This is a genomic window from Bathymodiolus japonicus methanotrophic gill symbiont (genome assembly GCF_019721995.1).
Classification (GTDB): Bacteria; Pseudomonadota; Gammaproteobacteria; order Methylococcales; family Methylomonadaceae; genus Methyloprofundus.
On sequence record NZ_BLYC01000024.1, the window covers coordinates 24,577 to 45,199 of the forward strand.

Sequence of the window (20,623 nt, forward strand, 5' to 3'; positions counted from 1 at the left end):
GACTTGTTTGCAGGTGAGAAAACTGCTGATGAACCTTTTAAAGTTTCAGGTGATGACTTGGAGTTGACATTTAATAGGTACTCTGATGATGGTTTATTCGATATGGTTACTTCAATGAAGTACTCTAGCGATAATGATGGATACCATACTCGACACTTAACTTATGATAAGCAAGGAAATGTAATTGAAACAGTTATGTCTCAAGAGTACACGCCGTTATCAGGTGTTTTCCCTAGCAAAGATAAGTTAAAGACAACAACTTATGAATTCGGGGCTGATGGTTATGTCAATAAGAAGACAGTCAATCATCTTGTCACTCAGTATGAGACAAACAGTGGCTTTGGTGTTCATACTAAAACAACGGACCCAAGTGGTATGGTGACTAAATATACACTTGATAAGTTGGGGACTATTACCGTGTCAATAAGAATGGAATTGATACTTCAACATTATCTTATGACTTTGATTCTGACGGAAGATTCAAACAGATCAATAATAAGGTAGGTGATGGTACAGTTGTCACTAGACAATATCTTAATGCTGCTGATAAACCTTGGAAGAGTGAGACTATCACAGAAGATAAGAAGGTATTGACCAAAGGTGAAGTTAAGTTAAATAGACTAACCGGTCAAGTAACAAATAAATACGCAAGTTATTTTGACAAGTCTAAATCGGTGTCTTCTGTATTAGAGTATGGTCCACGTTGGACTTTATCTAAGGAGACACGTGGTGAAGATATTAAGCAATATGACAAAACATATAGTAAGGATATATTCACTGTTGTTCATAAAGGCAACGACCCATCCCATAAAGTAAAAGGACTTGTTGTTCTTGGTTCTAAAAGCCATGACAAGGTTTTAGATACAGAGACTCATGTAACAGCGGATGGAGCAACTTCTGTTGGGTACTATGATTTGATGGGAAATATGTTTAAGGCTACTGATTATAGGGGGTTCAATTCAACACATACTTTTGATATGAATGGTAAGGGTATTGAGTCTGTTACTCCTGATTCTGGCAAGGAAACTTACAAGTGGAATGGCCTAGGTAAAGTAGTATCTCATGGACACATTGGTTGGAAAGTTGATTATGAATATGATAACAACTTAAGATTAATCAAGACTTCAAGAAAAGAAGATTCTGCAAAAGCACCATTGGTTACTACATACACGTGGGATACGCCAGTTAAAGGATTCTTTAACATAGGGCATATGACAAATGTTACACAGAACTATGTTCAGAACAATATTAACTATAATTCTGATGGACTTAAAGCATCAAAAGAATGGGTAGTTGGTGATAACAAATACGACTACACTTATTCATATTTTGATGGTGGAGTTCCTAAGTTGATGACCTATCCAGACGGTTCTAAATTATCTTATCTATACACAGTTGATGGTACTTTAAGTACTATGCAGTATGAGGATAGTAAGTCTAAACCTAGTGACATGGACAAGATAACCTTTAGTAATTATGGACTTAACGCACAGCCCGGTACAATTTCTTATGGTAAGTCTATTGTTCTATCAAGAGAGTTAGACTCATGGGGTAGAGAATCTAAGGATACACTATCCAATGGAACAACTGTATTGGACTCAATGGAATACATATGGGACAACACTGGCAACATAACTTCACAAGTTCGTAATGGTGATGCAACAACTTATACTTATGACACTAGCGAAAGACTAACTGGTGCGACTAATAAGTCAAGAACATTGACTTATGAGTATGACAAGAATGATAACCTAACGAAGAATGGTGCTAATACGTTTGTTATGGATACTAAAACAAACAGACTTGCTTCTGGTGTTGTTAATGGTAAGTCGGTTGTTTTTAAGTATGATGTTTCTGGTAGGTTGTTAGGTGATGGTGAAGAGACTTATACTTATGGTGATAGTGGTAGACTTGAGTTAATAGTTGATTCATCTGGTGGCAAGACTAATATTGGTTACTTTAACAAGAACAAACTATATTCTTCATCTAATAGTAGAAATGCTTTATATCTTGATAATGGTCTTGAGATAACAATTAAAGACAAAGTAACTTCATTCATAAAACGCCTGCAAATTGGAGGTCAAACTTGGGAGGTTATTAACGGTGACGGAACATCAAGCTATGTGTTTCCTGACAGACTTAGAAGCCAGCTAAGGACAATTGATTCTAAATCGTTAGACAGCACATCATCTTTTGAGTATGAACCTTACGGTGCATCACATGAGGTTAAATAATGTAATAGCAATTACATTGGCATTATTATCATCATCTGTAATGGGTGATGATAATATGTTCCTTGATTTACATAAGGACGCTAATGTATCTAGTCTTGGTGATAGGCATTACTCAGCTTCATTGGGTCGATTCCTAACGCCTGATAGAGCTAAAATATCTATCTCTGAGTATACTTACATGAATGGTAATCTGATCGTAAGATCAGACCCATCAGGTCTTGGTTTGTTTGATAAAATTGGTGAGTTTTTTTCTGGTGGACTAAGGGAGTCTGATTTCCCGCCAACTGGAGATCAGGTAGAGGCTACAGCTAGGAAACAAGCCAGAAAAGATGATGCAGCAAAAGTTAAGAGAGAAAGAAAAGGAACATCTCAGGGACGTGTAAGAGGAAACAAAGGTGGTGCAACAAATGTATCTATAATCCCAGACTCTTCTCTTGGTGCTGCGGAGGAGACAATCTTAGTCTTAGCAGAATAAACATGGATACTCTTGGTCCAAGCGATGATGATAACATTATGTGGGAGACTGATTATCAAAAGAGACTAAGAACACACCAAGATCCTGATTCACTTAATGCAAATGAGCCAGACCCAGAATACACACGATCTGCAAAGGATAGGGGTAGTATTAGAGTAACAAGAGTACAAGGTCATACTGCTAATATAAGCGATGATGACTTTGGAGATCCTATTTCTACTAGAAGCTATGCTAGTCCATATGGCAATACTGAATTTACACAAGATCACGTCGAACAGTTTACTACTAATGATAATACATCAACAGGACTCACAAAGAATAAGAAGATCATTATAGCTGGTTCAATTATTCTTCTTTCTGCTGGTACTGCTGCATTAGCTGCTTATCTTCTGTTGAAACATAAAGCTAACACTTTCACACCATCGCCTGGACCAGACCCTGCTCCCCCAGGACCATCCCCTACACCATGCCCAGGCATGACACCACATCCTCCGCCATGCTAATGAAAAATATAATCAAAGCAATATTACTATATCCTGCAATATTACCTGCTGGTGAGTTCATAGATAAACAATCTATGGGTAATACCAGTTATCTTAATGCAAGGTATCTTAACCACAATTTAGGTAGATTCCTTAATCAAGATGTATTGCAGGAATACAATGGACATTATTCATATCAGAAAGGTGATGTCATACTATTCTCTGACCCAACAGGTCTAGGTGTTAGTGGTGATGAAGGTGATATTGCTGAGGAAATTTTAGACACAATATTTACAGAGAAAGATCTTCCTGCACCTAAAGAGAAAGTCACGAAAGAACACGATAAATCAGACCCTGCTGATGCTAAAGATACCAATAGTGTTATTGATGCTGGTAGTTCAGGTTTAGATACTGGACATAAATCTGACGCATACCAAATAGGATACGATACAGAGGATGCTAAAAGTCGTCATATTGACCCAAATGCACAGTTCAAGGCTGTACCTAACCTTGCTGAACCAGAAGTAAATACCCCAGACGAATCTTATAGAGGTAGAAAGAAAAAGAAGATTAAAGTTAAATCTGATGGAAGATCATCCGAGAGTGCAGGTAGTGGTAGTGGTAGTGGTGGTAGTGGAAGAGATGACTTATATAGTCACACATCTGATAGTAGTGCAGGCAAATATAGTTTAGACAAAGATACCGGGCTAGGTTCTTATGATGAAAAACCAAGGTATCAGATCAGAAAGTACGAAGTGATAAAAAAATAAGAAGAGACAAATTCACAGATAAGATTGCTCTTGGTATATTTGCTGGTGTTGTTGTGTTCACTGTTGCAGGTACAGCATTAGGACTTCATTTTATGGGGGCTTTCTAACATGAACTTCGATGCCTCATTTATAGATCATCAATATACGAGCAATATAGTTTATCTTGAGTCTAGGCATCTTAGTACATCACTTGGCAGGTTCATAACTCAGGACGTAAAGAAGCAGTTCTATTCTCATTATAATTACGGAAATGGAACAGTCATACTGCATTCAGACCCAACTGGTAATCTAACACCATTAGGTAGTGAAGTTGAAGACGAGGTTGCAGAGTCTGCAATAAGTTCCAGTAAACCTAATGAAGACAATGCCACACATGTTGGTGTTGCTATAGACCCTAAACTAACAGCATCTAATCATTTAGTTATATTATCAGGAGACGTAAGGGCCAGAGCAGCGATTTCTCGTAATTTAGATAAATATGTTTCTCATATTGATGTAACAGACAGCACAAGAGCTAAAATTAAAAAGGATTTATTAGAAACAGCTGTTAGAAGATTTCATGAGTTATCAGAGAAAGATGCAAAAGGTGAATTAGAACACTCAATACATTCTAATTCTATTACTGAAAGACAGGAATTGAGTATGTACCGTGACATTATGAGTAGGAACAATAAGGAAATGGAAAGCCTTGGTGCAACTGATGAAATGTCCAGAGAGATGTGGGATAAACATCAACGTGAAACTGACCAATTTAATATAGATGAAATTCCAGATTTTAACTACTTTGAAGACGAATCACTGTACCATAAAGTTATCATTGGATTTGTTGCAACTACATTTGCAGTTGGTGCTGTTGTAATATTTCTTAAAGCGTTCAATGTTTTCTGATTCGTACTAAAAATTCCTTACTGCTCTTACATAGCACAAGTCTGACTTCTGCTTCATAGCAACAGCACCAGGTGTAAGTGCATCCAGATACTGTACCCATGCGTGAGTAGTATCAGTCATAGATGAAGTCCAGTAACATCTAGGCTTTGACTTGTCATAGAAGTAAAAATCACCCCTTCTCTGTAAAAACAGATTAGAATATATTAGTTCCATTTCATCCTTCGATGGAACGTACCAATCACCAAATGTATTCATTATAAATTGCTGAGTTAATTGCCATGCTTTAGGCATATAAATTCTGAATAGGTAGCATCCCAAGTTATCTAGCCATAATGTATCTGTATTAAAATTCTCATTACTTTTCGTATTAGTTATCCCAGTTCCTATATCTGTCCCCATTGAGTTAGGAACATTAAGCCCCATACAACCCCAAGGTACAGAAGCTGGCATTTCTGTTTCTGATGGTGCTACTTCCATTCCATGTTGCCCATTAGGTGTAACATAAAATACAAGTCCACCAGCCTCGCCACTATCACCTAGCTTATATTTCTTTGGTTCTGCCATAACATTGCTACATAGCAAAATATATATTATAGTTATTAAAAATATTTTCATATATGAGGTCCATGAAATGTCAAGAATTATAAGTATAGTATTATGTATTTCACTTTCAAGCAATACATTAGCAATGAATGAACCTAGATTTATAGGTAAGGAATTTGTTAAGGGTACTAACATAGTCTATATGCAAAATAGGCATTATTCTCCATTGCTTGGTAGGTTCATAACTCAGGACATTAAGAAGAAGAACTTCAATGAATATGAGTATGCGAATAGTAATCCTATTAAGAACTTTGACCCAACTGGTAATCAGGGTATATTTGCAACAATCATGGGATTTATCGCTACTGCTATCATGGCGGTTGTTACTGCTGTATCTGCTTTCCTTGCTCCAGGGGCTGTTCCTGAACTTTTAGGTGCAGACGGCGCACTTGCATCTGCCGATGCAGCAGGCGTAGCTGCTTCTACAGCTGGTGTTGGTGCAACTGCTGAGGGTCTTGGTGATTCTGCTGTCACTGCTGCTGCTGGGGCATCAATACCTGGCGCGACTTCATCTGCAACAGAAGGTGCTGAGGGTATATCAGAAACTGTAAGTACTATTGTTAGTGAAAATTCTGGTGAGCAACAGTTGAGTGAATTAGGTAACATACAGAACAGTGAAGCAGGAACAGATATGAATGAGTCGAATTTATCTGAGACAGCGGAACAAGAAACTGGCAAAGTTGAGATGTCTAATAACAGTGGTTACGACCCTGGTAATGATTCTGGGTTCGAGTCTGAACCTGAGTCTGAGCAAGAAAAGACACCAGAGTCAAATGAAGATAAGGGAAGCAGTCCTAGTAGCAAGGAATCAAAGCCAAAACCTGATGGAGATTCTAAACTTGTAGACAAGTCTAAGCCGGACGCTAAAGCACCAGAAAAACCAAAAACATTCATGCAAAAGTTGAAGACTGGAGCTAAAGATATGGCTTTTGAAACACTTAAACAAGCCCCTATGGGAGCAGCATTTATATTGGGTCCAAAAATATTTGAGTTCTTAGGTAAACCTAGACCAAAACCTAGACTACCTATTCCGTGCTGATGGTAGCGGTGGTTAATAAATGAATAAATTAGTCACTTTACTGTTGATGCCTTGCCTATGTAATGCAGGGGAATTCTTGGATAAACCTACGTTACATAACAACAGTTATCTTAATGCAAGATACCTTAACCATACGACTGGTAGATTCTTAACTCAAGATGTTATGAAACAATTCAACTCACATTATATTTATGGGAGTGGCAATGTAATCATGTTATCAGACCCTAGTGGTATGATGTGGGAGTCTGAGTATCCATTTGGTAGAAAAGGTCTAATGGGACATTATAACAGTGAGAACCCTAGTGCTAGCCTTGATAAGGCGATAGCTAATATGTCTGAACATGATAATCCACATAGTGGCATTCTATCCACAGCTAAAGAGAAGGTGAGTAAACTTGTTATAAAACCTATTGCATCAGGTGTCAATAAAGTAATCAATGCAATAACACCGGACTTATCAATATCAGCAGAAGTTTCTGTTAATAAATATGACACAGCAAGTGGTGAGTCATACAAAGGAAGGAATAAAGATATGGGTGTAATGCAAGATAGTGAGAATAAGATGCACGCTAGAAGGCTTCTATCAATGCGTAATACTATAGAAAGAAAGGTAAGATATGAAATGATGGTTAATGACCACTATGCAGTTAGTGCGCAAGCATATGAGAGTCATGTGAGAACAAACACAAGTGATGAGATGTATAACTATATCAAGATAAGAAACAAGAAGAGTATGGGGTTAGCGACTAGGAGTGAGAGATCACAACTTAGAAAATATCACGGTCATTTATTAGAGAATGATGGTCATGTTAGAGAAGAAATAACAAATTTAGGTAAGATAAACAAAATGACCTATTGGGACATGAACGAAAAACTTGTTGAGTTGTATGCGGAGGGACCATGGTTGGGAGATTTATGATATTGATACCTAGTCTATGCAGTGCTGGTCAATTCCTTGATAATCCTGATATAGGTAATACTAGTTATCTGGGTGCCAGGTATCTTAATCACTCAACAGGACGGTTCATAACACAAGACCCAATGCGTCAATATAACTCACACTACATATATGGCAATGGTAGGGTTATCGTTTATTCAGACCCAACAGGTATGATGATGGAAGAGTCCGGATTAATGTCTGCTGGTGAAGCAGTATCAAGCATATCTACTATACCTGTAAAAGAAGATTTATCGAGTATCACTGTAAAGTTAGATGAAGCTAAGGTAAAGGGACATGAATTAGTTGTGAATGATTCTACGCTCTTAACTTCTGAGGCTAGTTCTTTAGGTGTTTATGTGAACTATCACAAGGTAAAACCCATTATAGATCACGAACATCTAATTGAAGATGAGGATAAATTAGCCTATAAAAGGATAACAAGTGGAAATGATGCTCAAGTAGTTAGACAAAGTAGAGCGCCTGAGGTTAGCGATGATGAAAGGGTTAGGTATAATAAGATGAAATCACATGAACTTCTGTCTATGGGTAGATCATTATACATATCTAAATCAAGAGCTATTGAGGATAACTACCCTAGAATGACAGGTGCTGAAAAGCAGGTTATGTCAACTAGACAAGCAAATGTTGATTTTCAAAGGTACAGAGCTGTAAGAGAAAAAGTTATGAATGGAACAGCAAACGCAGTAGATAGGGCTATAATTAGTAAATACTACGATAAATTATCATTTAACACAGTAGCTAACATTGTAGAGATTATACGAATAGGAAAGCTACCTATGAATAAAAAAACCTATAGTGATATGTTATCTGAACTTATTGGTTATTATGATTAGGGAGCCGTTAAGCCCCCTAACATTGCTAGTTATTAGTTAGCTTCAATATAGAACGGGACACCCATTGCTCGGCCATCTTCAAGAATTGAATCGAACTTATCGTTGGTAACCCAACCGTCCTTAAATGATGGGTCAATTGCAAATGCTACAATATTACATACAGAAGAATCATCCTTTATAGCATCTGCTTGTTGAATATATTTTGTATCATGTAGATACAGATAAATAGACTCTAGGTTCTCGAAATTATCTTCTCCACATGAATACGTGTAAAGATAACCAGCTTCATGTTCTGCATCATTAGTCTCATCATGATGTGCAAATGCAGATAAAGATAATGTAGAAAGCAATAGAGCAGTTAATAGTTTTTTCATATTTTTTACTTTTATTTAGTTAGGTAGGTAGGCTATTATACACAGGAACTTCATATGTTGCCAGTTTTATTACTTCTGGGTCATTAATTGTGCATCCAGACATTAGGGTTAATGAAATGATAAATAGTACAGAAAAAAAAGTTAGTATATTCATTGTTCTCTCATGTTAGTTAAAGATTAAATTATAATGACTTATTGCTTCTAGTACATTATAATTTAATCTCTTTCAAAAATCAGGAAAAATAACATGTCTAATATTAAACGAGAAATTGAACTTGTACTTCATCTAATTGACAAACTTGACCCTAACGTTAAAAATGGTGGTGAAAAACAGAATGTGAGTATGACCGTAGAAGATGGTTGTAAGGCAGCCTGTCTATTGTCTACAGTATTAGAATCAGTTGAAAGCATCTATTGTACGCCTGCTCCTAAAGTTGAAGATGACGATGACGGTGTAGATCAACTTATCAATGAAGATCAAATTGTAGATGAAGATGAATGAGATGAAATGAAGATGTAAATGAAGATGAAGATGAACAAGACCCGGAACTACCGTTCCCAGTACCGCCAGTACATCCTGAGTCTAAAGATGAACCATATGAAATTGATAAGGATACGTTCCTTAGTGAGGTTTATAATGTTCTAACATCAGAAGAAGATGCTTGTACTGCGTTATCTATTGCTATAGGTATAGTAAAAGCTACAGAAAGTAAAGTATGCCCTAATCATAAGTAATTTCCACAACCCCACAAGTTATGAGCTTGTGGGGTTTCCTAAATATTAACAAGTGACTTACCATCTGCACTCCATCCTATTGCTTTCCCAGCAACTGGTTTAGGTAACTTTAGATCATATCCCATTCCCACTATAGAATTAGGTAGTTGAACGCACCTGTCCAATCTTGCTGACATATCTTGAGCAATAAATGTCATTCTATCAAGAGCCTTTTCATATTCCTTTGGATAGAATGCACCTTGATTATTAAACACCGCATTCTGAGTTAGTGGTCTTGAACCCTCAATAACACCAATTTGATGGGTTTGTAGAGCATGGTCTGAAATTATAGTACCCCCTTCTGGATTACCTATCCCTGATATAGAATAATTAGGAGCATGAAACTCAACAGTTGCCCATGTGTTTACATCTGTCACATAAATAGTAATGTCTTCTTTTGAGGTAACTAGAAAATTAAAAGGAAAGACTTTAGTAACACCATCACCACGATATGGCCCAGCTAATGTAGAAGTTGTTGATACAGTCATTACTTGTTATTCCTATGTTGTCCAAAAGATAACTCATATGCAATCTCATTTGCTGTCATATGGTCCCATTTCTTCATTCCTAAAAGACCATCAATGCTTCTAGCAACCTGATTTGCTCCTCCAACCTTACCCATTACAGCTGCAAATAATACAGTACCTTTGACTGCCTTTTTGAATTTATCACTGTCATATTCTCCAGTATCAAATACACTATTATAAGATTGTTGAAGAAGTCGTGTACTAGCATCAGCACCTTTAAGTATCTGTTCAGCAGTACCAGGTAACTTAACATTACCTTGTACTGCGTTCTTCAATGAGTCACCAAAAGGGAAAACACCAACTGCTGAACTAATCACTTCCTTCTGTAATTCTTCACCCCATTCTGCATCATCATCAGAAGTAAACATCATGCGAGCAACAGTTAATGCCATAGCGGGAGCTACTAGATTATAGAATAGTCTGCTTGCTGACTCTGATGCTGAGAAATTACCTCTATTATAGGACCTTTTAATATCGACTACCTGATTCATCATAGCCAGCATTGCAGACATAAACGAAACAATATTACGAATACCTTCTGACCGTTGTTGTCTTAAAAGCATTGGCATATTCTTAGCACCTGATGAACCCTGTGTTCGCTCAACTAGTGAGTCTGCGTAAGCAATTGAGATCTTTTCTGCCTGCTTATCTGTCTTTCCATCACGCATAGCATTATCATATGACACTTGTCTCGCTGCTAGCCATGTTGGTGTATCAACAGCATAGAACTGAGTAATCCTGATAGGAAACATCATAGCAGAATTCAATTTTGAAATATTTGAGTTATTGCCCTCAAGACCATTCATCAACTCATTAACTTCTCTATCAAAACTTCCGTGATTTATACGGTCGCTCATAACAGCACTACTCTTAAGCATATCACTAATAAGTAAAGAACTATTTTTACTTGATAGCACTGAGAGTGCCTTAATAAACCTAACAGCCCCTCTTGCACCAATCCCTTCACCAATCTCACTTATGGAGTTAAAGAAGCCGAGAGTCTGCTTGAGTACAGTGCTAACACTACCGCCAAGCATAACAACCGTTGTCCCATAACGCATGTGCTTTAGGATAACATCCATCTTTGCTTGATTAGCCTCCGGACTAGAATGTGCAACCTCTTTAATCCAAAGATTAAGTGACTCTAACTCATTCTGACCAGCGACCTTTTGGAAAGTACTAGAAAAGTCTCTGTGAGTTATAATCTTATTGATACTATCAACAGCATCATAGTGAGTCACATAATGGATAAGACTTCTGAAGTGATTAATCGTTGATGAACCAGATTGCAATAATACAGGATAGGTTGCTTTAGTCCTATCATTAGTTGATGATGGATTGAATGAAACATTAGCACCCTTTTCACCGGAAAATAACTTATCTGTTGTCGTGGCATTATCGGCAGTATCAACTCGCGTATCTTTAGATTCAACTTGAATTGTATTATCCCTGAATAAAGGATAATAACCTCCTTGAATTTTCTTACCATTGCGCAAGGTTATGCTTATGCTTTCTTCTTTCTTTAACTTAATTCCCTTATGACGCACAGAAACATCAGCAACATGTGGGAATAATAAATCCATCTGCTTCCAAATAGACTTAACCATATCCCATTGCATCTTATCCATATTAGATAAAACATCTTGAACAACAGCATTCTCTATTGATGCAGTTTCATCCTTTTCTATGATGTTATAACCAGCTAATAAAGTTTGTAAGTTATTTTGAGTACCTATATTAAGAGCAAAGGCCAGTATCTGCTCACCTTTCATATTACTGTTTATGTACTTGTTGTCTGCTAAGCTAGGTACACTATGTCGACTACTCATCCACTCCTTAAACTCCTTAGAGTTATTCATGAACTGCTCAATAATAGGCGACACATGTTCATCCCATAACTTATTGTTCTGCTCATGAGCCAGAACTAAAGGTCTATCTAATGCCATCTGCATAGTAGACTGCTCAGTTCCTTTTGGGTTAGATAATGTCTTAATAACCCATGGAGTTATAGATGTGTTAGACACAAGGCCACGTAACATATTAACAATAGGCGACTTGTTATCTCCAACCTTTACAGATAAATCAATATTGCTAGAGTACTGATTCATCTCACCAACAATATTCTTAACAACAGTATCTAAATCAGCAGACTCTCTACCAAGTATTACCATCTTTTCATTCTTTGCAGCCATTGCAATAGATTTGACTGAGGTGTCTAGGGCATACATTTGACCAACAGTCATTTCCTTTAAAGGGATAATAGGTTGACCTTTGGCAAAAGATTCATTAAGTATACCAGCACGGCCTAACTGAATAGACATTCTGTCCCATAAATCTTTGCTGTATTGATCTATACGTCCCTGTACTTTTCTACTTTTGTATCTGCTGAGTTGTTTTCTTATAGTATAGAAATCACGTTTAATATTAGACGACTCTTTCGCCATGAAAAAATTAAGTAACCGTTGCTTAGCATTGTACTCAGCTCTTGGCTTGTCATCTATGGCAATAGCTGATGTGTATTCTTTAGCTGCCTTTACCTCTCTTTTATGGAATGGATTACTGATAACATCCCTAACAGACATATCATGCACAGCATCAATTGCACTCTGCCTTATTGCTTGTTTAGTCTGTCTTTTCTTACCACCATCATCAAGTGTTGAATTCAATACTTTTAACAGACCATCAGCAATGTCTTTTGACCTTAGTGATTCAACGACTTGTTGCATTAATGCAGAATCAGATAGATCAGGAACTTTTGTGGCCATTATCTCATTTGTTCTTTCTTTAATCATCTGTGCTTTAGGAATTAAGTTAGAGATTTCATTGACCAATTTTTCTGGAGTAATATGACTTGGTAAGTCATATAGGTCTATAATATCAGCAACACTGAACCCATCTTTCTGAGTTAGATTCCTAAATTTATTAGGTACTTTCTTAACACCTAACAACTTCTTAACAACTTCCCTATCGAACTTTATATCTTCACTACTCTTTATTGCTTCAACTAACCTATGAATAGTATTCTCATTAACATCTGACTCTGCCTGTTCCTTAGCCTGTGCAACTGATTTCTTATACTCTTTTGATTGCTTACGCTTTAACGACTTAAAGAATAACTTAGCAATCTTATCAAATTGACTCTCAGCATTAGGCTCTGGTCTATTCCTCTCTTTTTCTTTTGACTGTGTTACTTCACTAGTTATCTGTTGAGCATCAATATCGTTATACATTAATTCATCGGACAGCTGCTCACTCATTCTTTCAGCCACCAATAGACTGTCAAACATTGCTTGTGAGGCATCATCTATCTTCATTCCTAAATCATTATCCTTATAAGCAAACATCATCCATTGTCTCCAAGTTCTGAATTCTTCCCTTAATTCAATGCTTGGTGCTTTTCCTTCCATAATGTAAGACTCAAACTTACGAGCAAAATACTCTTGCACTTTAACATACGTATCCGGATTGCTATTAGGGTCGTCAAAGTTAGCTCGTATATCCTCCTCAGATATATTTAGGTCTTTTGACATTACAGGTAGTATCGGTTCTATCCTTGATATATCACCAATTGTCTGTTCAACATCAAAGAAGAAGTGGGCTGATTCGTGTAGGAAAGTAGATAAGTCTTGGTCATTACCTAGATTGATTGTTTTTGTTCTTAAATTGTAATTTCCTTTAGCACCATCAAAATCCTTTGACTCTAATCCGTTATACGCTCCCTCAATCTTTAGCCCAAAGTCCTTAATCAATTGCTCTGGAGTTAATTTAGAATTCTTAGTTATAGTACTGGCCCATGCAGGGATTAATGTACTTAGCATTTTTGATGCGTTAGAAGAAAGAACGCCTGTACTCTCTAACTTCTCAAGTGTTGACGACGTTAATTCAGATAACTCTTTTAATCTTGTATGCTCTTCTAATGCAACTTCCATCTCAGTATTAATGTTTTCTGCGATAGAAGCATTAACTTCATCACTTCTATTAGGTGCAGTGTTATCCTCATTCATAGTCATTAAATCCCTGAATAAATCTCCACCCTTCTCACCAAGATTACTTATCATCTCAACTGTAGGAATCTGAACACTAGAGCCTTCTTTCTCAGCTTTCTTTACACCTTCCTGTATCTTGCCTATCCACTCTGAATTCTCTGGTGTCTTTCCATCTTGTTTTAATTCCTCAATTACTTGTTTAGTATCAATCAAGTCAAGGTATGTTGTTTCCATTCCTTGCTGTTTTAATGTTTCACTGAAAGCCCTACGACCAGGCTCTGTATTCTTACTTGACATCTCATTGAAGCTTTCAATAGACTTATCTAATATTTCTTGCTCAGATAACTCATTCTCAATTTTTGATTTGTGTTGAAAAGCCTTTACTGTTGCACGAACGGTAGGAGGGATTATCATCGGAGCGCCAGCTAACAAAGGAGTAGCTATTGCAGCTTCTTTTGCAGCGTCCCATGCCTTATCCATCACCTCTGGCCTTAGCACGTCTTTAGCTTCATATTCGCCACCACGTGACTCAGAAGTCCATTGCTTGGCTAATTCTCCAAACGCATCTAGTACTATCTCCTGAATTGCTTCTGTAGAAGCTTCTGCTGCCGTTGCCTTACCAATATCTACTGCTGCTATTGCTGATGATGCTAATATCGACTCATTCATCTTTTCTATAACAGCTAAACCAGCTGGTGTTCTTAAAGATGAAGATATTATTTGTCTCGTTGGATTAAATGCCTTCCCAACTAAATTACCCAGCACTGCAAAAGAAACAACATCAAGTCCTGTTGATATAACAGCTTCCATTGTTGCCGCACTGTTTACTATCTTTGGGTCTAATCTAGCACCATCAACACTCATCTGAGAGTAAGAGTACGCAGCTGGAACATATGTTTGATCGTATGTACTCTGAGAAAATCCTACAAGAACGCCAGCCCTAGCACCTAAGGCAGCTCCACTAACACCACCAGCAACTGTACCAAGTCCTGGAACAAGAGAACCTAAAGCAGCTCCTGCACCAGTACCATAGCCTGCACCCTGAACTGCACCAGGAATTGACTCTACAGTTGAGTCTATCAATGGCTTTGCTATTCTAGTTGTTCCAACAGCCATTTGAGATAAAAGAGTACCATCCCTAGTACCAGCTGAAGCATCGAAACTTAAATTATTTAACTTGGAACTAACATCATCAGGTATGTCAAGTCCATTGCTAAGTGCGTCTCTAACTTGATCTGAGTATTCTGCCATCTTAGCTGTTGAACTACCTGCACTCCATGCAACACCTATCTTATCTAAGAAACTATCATCAGTGTGACCCTGTATATGTTGCCTATAATTCAGCATCTTGTAGAATTTATCAAGATTCTCAAAATCATCTCTTAATATTCTTGTGGACTCAGGGTTTGCATCTATCTCATTCTTAGTTGCTTCACTCAATTGTGTTCTGGATTGCTTCCTGTCTCTTGCCTTACGTTCAGCTTCTTCTGGAAACTGTTTAGCAAATCTTACTGGAACTTTTGCTCTAAGTGCTAACTCAGCATCTGGTGTTGTTGGGAATTCTTCATCATTAGTATTTAATGCACCATTTATCCTTATGTACTTAGAAACTTGTGGAAGTGATACGTCAAGTGGCTTGTTCTCTACCTCGTCCTTTAAGATAGATTGATATGCTGAATGAATACCTGAACTTATTGTATCTTGGTTAGAATGACCAATATCAACGTCTTCACTTAGACCATCTGATTTTATTCTATTTGATAAGTTTGACTCAGTCCTTGGACCAAGAATAGAGTCGTTAGTCTTTACAGTTAAAGGTACATCAGGTGCATCAGTCTCTTTATCTGGAATCAACATTGCCATTAGAAAGTACCGCCATTTTCTGTATATTTAATAAATATACTCATTATGGTTTCTTCTCTTGTTTTACCTGGTATGTTTTCTATATCCTGTGACTTCATAACACTTAGAATTTTACTCAGTTGATTTGGAGGTATGTCTTTTATGCCAACATTGTAATCATTTGTCCAAGCAGCTTTATGAAAAATAGCTATTATCTCATTATCTGTTAGATCAGTTGTCTCACCGGCAACTTCTCTTCTTGTTATTTCATCATCAATTAATTGTCCAGCAACCATTGATATGGCTGTCTTACTTGTCATTAATTGAGTCTGTCCTTGTTCTTCACTATTTGAATCAAGGTCTACATCTAAACCCTCAAACTTATCAGGAACATCAGTAAACATCCCAACAACAGCTTCAGGTATTTTGAATTTCTTCATTAACTTATCTGCCCTACCATGAACCTTCTGTCTATTAGTTGCAGACTCTTTATTAGATTTTTCTTGAAATGCTACCGCTTTCTTCACTCCATCTGCATCAACTAAAAGTCCACTCTCAGCAGCATATTGAGGTATGTTCAATTCTCTAAGTTGTTCTGTTGTAAGTTTGCTAAGATTGTTAATAAGATCATTATTATTGAATCCAGTATTTCTTATTTTCTGTAATGAAGATACTTGTTCAGCTGACATCCCAATCAATTCTTTATTTGTTATTTGACCAAATGGCATTCCTTTATATATTCTTTCAGCTAATTCAGAATACTGGTTTGTATTCTCTTGGTTAGTAACTATCTGAAATTCCTTTTGCTTTGACTTAACATCTGAATCTATCTGTCTTGCAAGTTTAGGATTAAGAGAATCTCCAGCGTAACTTCTTGCCTGCTGTATATTCTTTTTTAAATTCACGTTTACCATTAAATGTTACATCAACAATAGCATAAGAATCATCTTTTGTAGTATCTTCCTCATGAGCTTCATAACGGGTCTTTAAAGCGCTCTTAAGTGATATTAAATGGTTAGGTAATATGCTATCACCATGTTGATCTATTATCTCTTGAACTCGACCAAAATCATCATGCGCCAAAGCACCCTGTGCTGCTCCAAAATATAACTTACTATTATATCCATTCAGCATAGACAATCTAGCCTCTGAACCCAATCCATTCATATTTGCTAAATCACCAACAGCAATCATAACACTTGAAGCTTCATCTCTTAATGAGTCTTCTGAGTAATCTAAAGTACCGGATGCTATAGCGTTCTCAGCCTGTGATGTTAGAGAAGAAGATTTTGCTACTTTTGTTTGAGTTATTTCATGCTGTGTAATACCTAGATTACTTCTCAATAAGAACTTTTGGGAATTTACATTGTAATATTTTTGCTGATTTTTGGTTAAACCCGCATATATTTTTTCATTGATATTCTCTAAATTTAATCTAGCAGGGCCTGTCTGTTGAAAAGAAGTCTGGCCACTTGTTCGATAAAATCCATCTTTTCCATAAAGAGAGATATTTGACTGTTGCTGAAGATTTATGTAAGCATTATTTGCTGTTATCCTATCCTGTTCATCCTGTTTCTCTAAAATAGCTCCAGCAACCTTAGTAGCCTGTTCAGCCAATGCTGATACTACACTAGGTTGTTTACCAGTCTCTCTTAACTGTCTAGTTGCAACAGGTGTGAATTTCTCTTGTGGTACTCCTATCGAAGTAGGTATGGTTAATGGCATTACTCTGTAGCCTTATACCAGTTTGCAGCAACAGTACCTGCGCCACTAATAATAGAGTTTGCTGCACCAATTCTACTATTTTGCGCTCTTGCATTACCTTCATACCTAGAGAAGTCTGCACTCTGATTTAGTGATTTTGTTTTTTGATTAGAATTATAATCTAGTCTTTCATCTTGAAATTGACTCTGTAATGATGTGGTATCAAATAAAGATAATGAACTATCTGAATCAAGAGAAATTCCCTTAGCAGCTGCAATTGCTCTCTGATTAGATAATTGATGTGACGCTATCATCCTTGCATCTGCTTTCTCTCTAACGTTTGCATTCTCAAGATCAATAGCTTGATTCTCAGCTGTCCTAGCGTTAAGTGCTGCCGTGTCACGTTGCATGTCTGCCTGTTGTGCGCCTTGCACACCTGCCACCGTGGAAGATACTCCTAGACCAACAACACTAATAAATTGACTAGTTGTTAATCCTACTGTAGCTGCTGTCGCTCCTACTCCAGAACCAACAGCAGCTGCGCAGACGCAATAGCAGCTCCAGCTGCTGCTACAGCTGAGGCAGCAGCTGAGGCAGCAGCAGCAATAGCAGCTCCTATAAATGCCATTATCTTTTCTCCATATATAAGAAATTACCTTCAATGTGATTATCCAAAACTTCAAAACCTAATGACTTAAGCCATCTCAAACTAATATCATTATTTCTTCTACAAACAGTTTTTAAGAACTTGAACTCTTTTGTTAGTCCATTTAATATTTTCCTTACGTTCTTATGCAGACAAAATCTAAGATTAATGGCATCTTTAGTAAAGAAAACCCATATAGTAGTATCTTCATGATTGGGCACTTTAGCAATAGCAACAGGTATTCCATCATAAACATAAGTGACTGCTGAGTTATGTTTCATTGCTTCATCCTTCAAATGGAATCCACACCTTACTGCATATAGTAAATCATTCTTAAGTCTTGGGTGAAGATTCTTTAAGACATAATCTACATGCTGTTCTGTTGTAAAAACACACTTTAATTTATTCAACTCCAAACTCCGGCGTTATTGATATTAATCCAAAAGGTAGTGGGTCATCATGTAATATCTTTATCTTACCACTATTTTCCCATCCTCTCTTTATTACTAAATTAGCATCCCCAGTTTTTAAACTAATTGATTCCTTATCATCAGTTCTTTCCTTTAACTCAACTAAAGGTTGTCCACTCTGACCAGCTTTTACTCCTCTTGTCTGATATAAACCAAAGACAATAGAGTTGACATTCTTTTTTCTACCTTTCATAGTATTTCTTGCTGAATCAATTTCTAGCGTAGTCAATTCAGTTACATAAGGCAATCCAACATGAATAACCTTAGCTGGGAAGTCTAGCGTTACTGAGCCACCTGAAACTACCTTTCCAGATATAACATTACCATCAGCTAATATAGATACAACAAGACCATTTAGATAAGTTAAGCCAGTTAATACTGTTATTGGTGTTTGAGAACGATATGTCTTTCCTGAATCTAAAAAGAAACAATCAACTAAATTTGTATCTTCTCTTTCAACCATACGCTCAACATAATGTTTCGTAACACCATTTGCATTTCTTTCAACTACCATATAAGTTGACGATGTATTACCATTAGATATTGTAGCTACAGTTCTATATTTTCCTTGTGTTTCATGACGATGGAATCCCCAAACTCTATGTTCTCTATTGTAAGTAAGACCTGCCATAGTTCCATCGTCTAATACACACCACAGTATATTATAAGGCTCTTTGCAATATGACATATCTACAATCTTCTTACCCTGAAATATATGCTCAGCTCTTATAGATAAATCATTACCAATAATATCAGAATTAACGGATGTACTCTGGTTATCTAAATTAAGTCCAATTAATCTAGCACCTTGTTCTTGAGAAAAAATAGTAGTATCTCTTACCTGAGCTGGAACAACATTAGATGAACCGTAACTTGAAATTACTTTAGCTCCGAAAGTGGCAGGTGTTAAAACAGAATCTTGACCTGCTGTTACTTTCATCTCTCCCTCTGATGTTAATAATAGAAGACCACCTAGATTTAATATATGTCTTATTCTGTTGATCGAATTAGATACTACTTCTTGAATAATAGCATCAGTTGGCTTACTAGGTTTTGAGTAACGCATAGAACTAATATTGCCTATTTCAGTGCAAAATATTTTCTGTGGGTCATTGTTTGTAGATGCAAATATTCTTCTTTGTTGATAGAAACTACAAGATCTTGGTCTATCATTAACCTGCTCAAATGGCTTATTATCTAAAGGAGGTGATAAAAGAAGATCTGGCTCGTAATTGTAATCATTGAATTTACCTGAAAAATTTCCATGTCCACCTGGAAAGTCATTCTTACATGAACCTATGAAACCATAAATTTTTGACCCTGGTGAAATTGATTTATATATATTGTATGATTCTACTTTGTCCTTTGGGAACAAACCTACCGTTATTACCATTTGCTGTTCTGATGTAATAGGCTTTGTTGATATTCTTCCTTCTTTTGCTAATGACTCAACATCATCTAAACCTATTGCAGTAACTGCATATGAGTAGTCTTTTGAACCACTTTCTTCATTAGCACGAGTAATAGAAAGACTATTAGGCTTTTCTGTGGACACGCTGAAGTCAATTGCTGAAATGCGCCAATCTGTATGTGAATATCTTTTCAGTACTTGTGGAGCAACTACTCCATCAACCATGGTCATGGTATCAGCAAATCCTGACCTAGATATATTCCAGATATTCTCGAATGGAGTAACAATATGCAGTCTATCTGTTGTGCCTGGAAGATGAATAAAGCTATCCTTATATACAATTTCTATTACCTTACGGGTAAGAACTAATATATATGACTGGTCCTTATTAAAAGAAAAAGGAATTAATCTAACTTCATCATCATTGTATGATCTTGATTCGTCTATATAAAGTGTACCTTCTCTATTATAGACTCCACCTTGCGACCTAACGTAAGCATTCTTACATTCTGAAAGAGCTGCGCTATACCAATCTAAATCTGCTCTTGCACCAACTGATGGCGAGACTTCTCCTGCTGTGAAAGAGCGTTGCGTTAATCTCATA

General features: G+C 36.8%; 19 protein-coding genes. 10 read left to right on the plus strand and 9 right to left on the minus strand.

The genetic code is table 11. From position 1 onward, the window contains the following. Nucleotides 1–3 precede the first annotated feature (3 nt). The 6 genes from K6984_RS21550 to K6984_RS21575 all read left to right on the plus strand — a co-directional run bounded on the left by K6984_RS21550 (nucleotide 4) and on the right by K6984_RS21575 (nucleotide 4,849). Complete coding sequence (locus tag K6984_RS21550; protein WP_221897365.1) at nucleotides 4–504, plus strand: hypothetical protein; 501 nt, start codon at nucleotides 4–6, stop codon at nucleotides 502–504. Nucleotides 505–590: 86 nt separating this feature from the next. Then, nucleotides 591–2,234, plus strand: a complete 1,644-nt coding sequence (locus tag K6984_RS21555) for a hypothetical protein (RefSeq protein ID WP_221897366.1) — start codon at nucleotides 591–593, stop codon at nucleotides 2,232–2,234. Continuing rightward, the gene (locus tag K6984_RS21560) at nucleotides 2,221–2,709 is read left to right on the plus strand and encodes an RHS repeat-associated core domain-containing protein (protein ID WP_221897367.1); all 489 of its coding nucleotides are present in this window, start codon (nucleotides 2,221–2,223) and stop codon (nucleotides 2,707–2,709) included. The genes K6984_RS21555 and K6984_RS21560 overlap by 14 nt, the downstream gene beginning before the upstream one ends. Nucleotides 2,710–2,711: 2 nt before the next feature. Then, nucleotides 2,712–3,212, plus strand: a complete 501-nt coding sequence (locus K6984_RS21565; protein WP_221897368.1) for a hypothetical protein — start codon at nucleotides 2,712–2,714, stop codon at nucleotides 3,210–3,212. Next, entirely contained in the window at nucleotides 3,206–3,961 is a 756-nt protein-coding gene (locus tag K6984_RS21570) for an RHS repeat-associated core domain-containing protein (RefSeq protein ID WP_221897369.1), read from the plus strand. The genes K6984_RS21565 and K6984_RS21570 overlap by 7 nt, the downstream gene beginning before the upstream one ends. Nucleotides 3,962–4,069: 108 nt before the next feature. After that, on the plus strand, nucleotides 4,070–4,849 hold the full coding sequence (locus K6984_RS21575; protein ID WP_221897370.1) for a hypothetical protein: 780 nt from the start codon (nucleotides 4,070–4,072) through the stop codon (nucleotides 4,847–4,849). A 6-nt stretch (nucleotides 4,850–4,855) separates the two neighbouring features. On the opposite strand, the gene K6984_RS21580 is transcribed toward K6984_RS21575, so the two are convergent. Further along, a complete protein-coding gene (locus K6984_RS21580; protein ID WP_221897371.1) occupies nucleotides 4,856–5,413 on the minus strand; it encodes a DUF1566 domain-containing protein in 558 nt (185 codons plus the stop codon). Nucleotides 5,414–5,480: 67 nt separating this feature from the next. On the opposite strand from K6984_RS21580, the gene K6984_RS21585 reads away from it, so the two are divergent. Genes K6984_RS21585 through K6984_RS21595 form a run of 3 tightly spaced genes read left to right on the plus strand, consistent with a single transcriptional unit; the run spans nucleotide 5,481 to nucleotide 8,285 of the window. Further along, nucleotides 5,481–6,491 (plus strand): RHS repeat domain-containing protein, encoded by a 1,011-nt coding sequence (locus tag K6984_RS21585; RefSeq protein WP_221897372.1) that lies wholly within the window; start codon nucleotides 5,481–5,483, stop codon nucleotides 6,489–6,491. A 19-nt stretch (nucleotides 6,492–6,510) separates the two neighbouring features. After that, nucleotides 6,511–7,410, plus strand: coding sequence for a hypothetical protein (locus K6984_RS21590; protein WP_221897373.1), 900 nt, complete (start codon nucleotides 6,511–6,513; stop codon nucleotides 7,408–7,410). Continuing rightward, complete coding sequence (locus K6984_RS21595) at nucleotides 7,392–8,285, plus strand: RHS repeat-associated core domain-containing protein (RefSeq protein ID WP_221897374.1); 894 nt, start codon at nucleotides 7,392–7,394, stop codon at nucleotides 8,283–8,285. The genes K6984_RS21590 and K6984_RS21595 overlap by 19 nt, the downstream gene beginning before the upstream one ends. Nucleotides 8,286–8,317: 32 nt before the next feature. Here the strand turns inward: K6984_RS21595 and K6984_RS21600 are convergent, their stop codons facing one another. Further along, the gene (locus tag K6984_RS21600) at nucleotides 8,318–8,659 is read right to left on the minus strand and encodes a hypothetical protein (RefSeq protein ID WP_221897375.1); all 342 of its coding nucleotides are present in this window, start codon (nucleotides 8,657–8,659) and stop codon (nucleotides 8,318–8,320) included. Nucleotides 8,660–8,906: 247 nt separating this feature from the next. On the opposite strand from K6984_RS21600, the gene K6984_RS21605 reads away from it, so the two are divergent. Next, nucleotides 8,907–9,161, plus strand: coding sequence for a hypothetical protein (locus K6984_RS21605; RefSeq protein ID WP_221897376.1), 255 nt, complete (start codon nucleotides 8,907–8,909; stop codon nucleotides 9,159–9,161). Nucleotides 9,162–9,432: 271 nt separating this feature from the next. On the opposite strand, the gene K6984_RS21610 is transcribed toward K6984_RS21605, so the two are convergent. From K6984_RS21610 to K6984_RS21640, 7 genes are all read right to left on the minus strand, one after another. Further along, nucleotides 9,433–9,921, minus strand: coding sequence for a hypothetical protein (locus tag K6984_RS21610; protein WP_221897377.1), 489 nt, complete (start codon nucleotides 9,919–9,921; stop codon nucleotides 9,433–9,435). Then, the gene (locus K6984_RS21615; protein ID WP_221897378.1) at nucleotides 9,921–15,809 is read right to left on the minus strand and encodes a hypothetical protein; all 5,889 of its coding nucleotides are present in this window, start codon (nucleotides 15,807–15,809) and stop codon (nucleotides 9,921–9,923) included. The genes K6984_RS21610 and K6984_RS21615 overlap by 1 nt, the downstream gene beginning before the upstream one ends. Continuing rightward, entirely contained in the window at nucleotides 15,809–16,693 is an 885-nt protein-coding gene (locus K6984_RS21620; RefSeq protein ID WP_221897379.1) for a hypothetical protein, read from the minus strand. The genes K6984_RS21615 and K6984_RS21620 overlap by 1 nt, the downstream gene beginning before the upstream one ends. Then, on the minus strand, nucleotides 16,638–17,513 hold the full coding sequence (locus tag K6984_RS21625; RefSeq protein ID WP_221897380.1) for a hypothetical protein: 876 nt from the start codon (nucleotides 17,511–17,513) through the stop codon (nucleotides 16,638–16,640). The genes K6984_RS21620 and K6984_RS21625 overlap by 56 nt, the downstream gene beginning before the upstream one ends. Beyond that, a complete protein-coding gene (locus K6984_RS21630) occupies nucleotides 17,513–17,926 on the minus strand; it encodes a hypothetical protein (protein ID WP_221897381.1) in 414 nt (137 codons plus the stop codon). The genes K6984_RS21625 and K6984_RS21630 overlap by 1 nt, the downstream gene beginning before the upstream one ends. A 193-nt stretch (nucleotides 17,927–18,119) precedes the next feature. Continuing rightward, on the minus strand, nucleotides 18,120–18,548 hold the full coding sequence (locus K6984_RS21635) for a hypothetical protein (protein ID WP_221897382.1): 429 nt from the start codon (nucleotides 18,546–18,548) through the stop codon (nucleotides 18,120–18,122). Continuing rightward, the gene (locus K6984_RS21640; protein ID WP_221897383.1) at nucleotides 18,541–20,622 is read right to left on the minus strand and encodes a phage tail protein; all 2,082 of its coding nucleotides are present in this window, start codon (nucleotides 20,620–20,622) and stop codon (nucleotides 18,541–18,543) included. Before K6984_RS21640 ends, K6984_RS21635 begins: the two co-directional genes overlap by 8 nt. Nucleotide 20,623 lies beyond the last annotated feature (1 nt).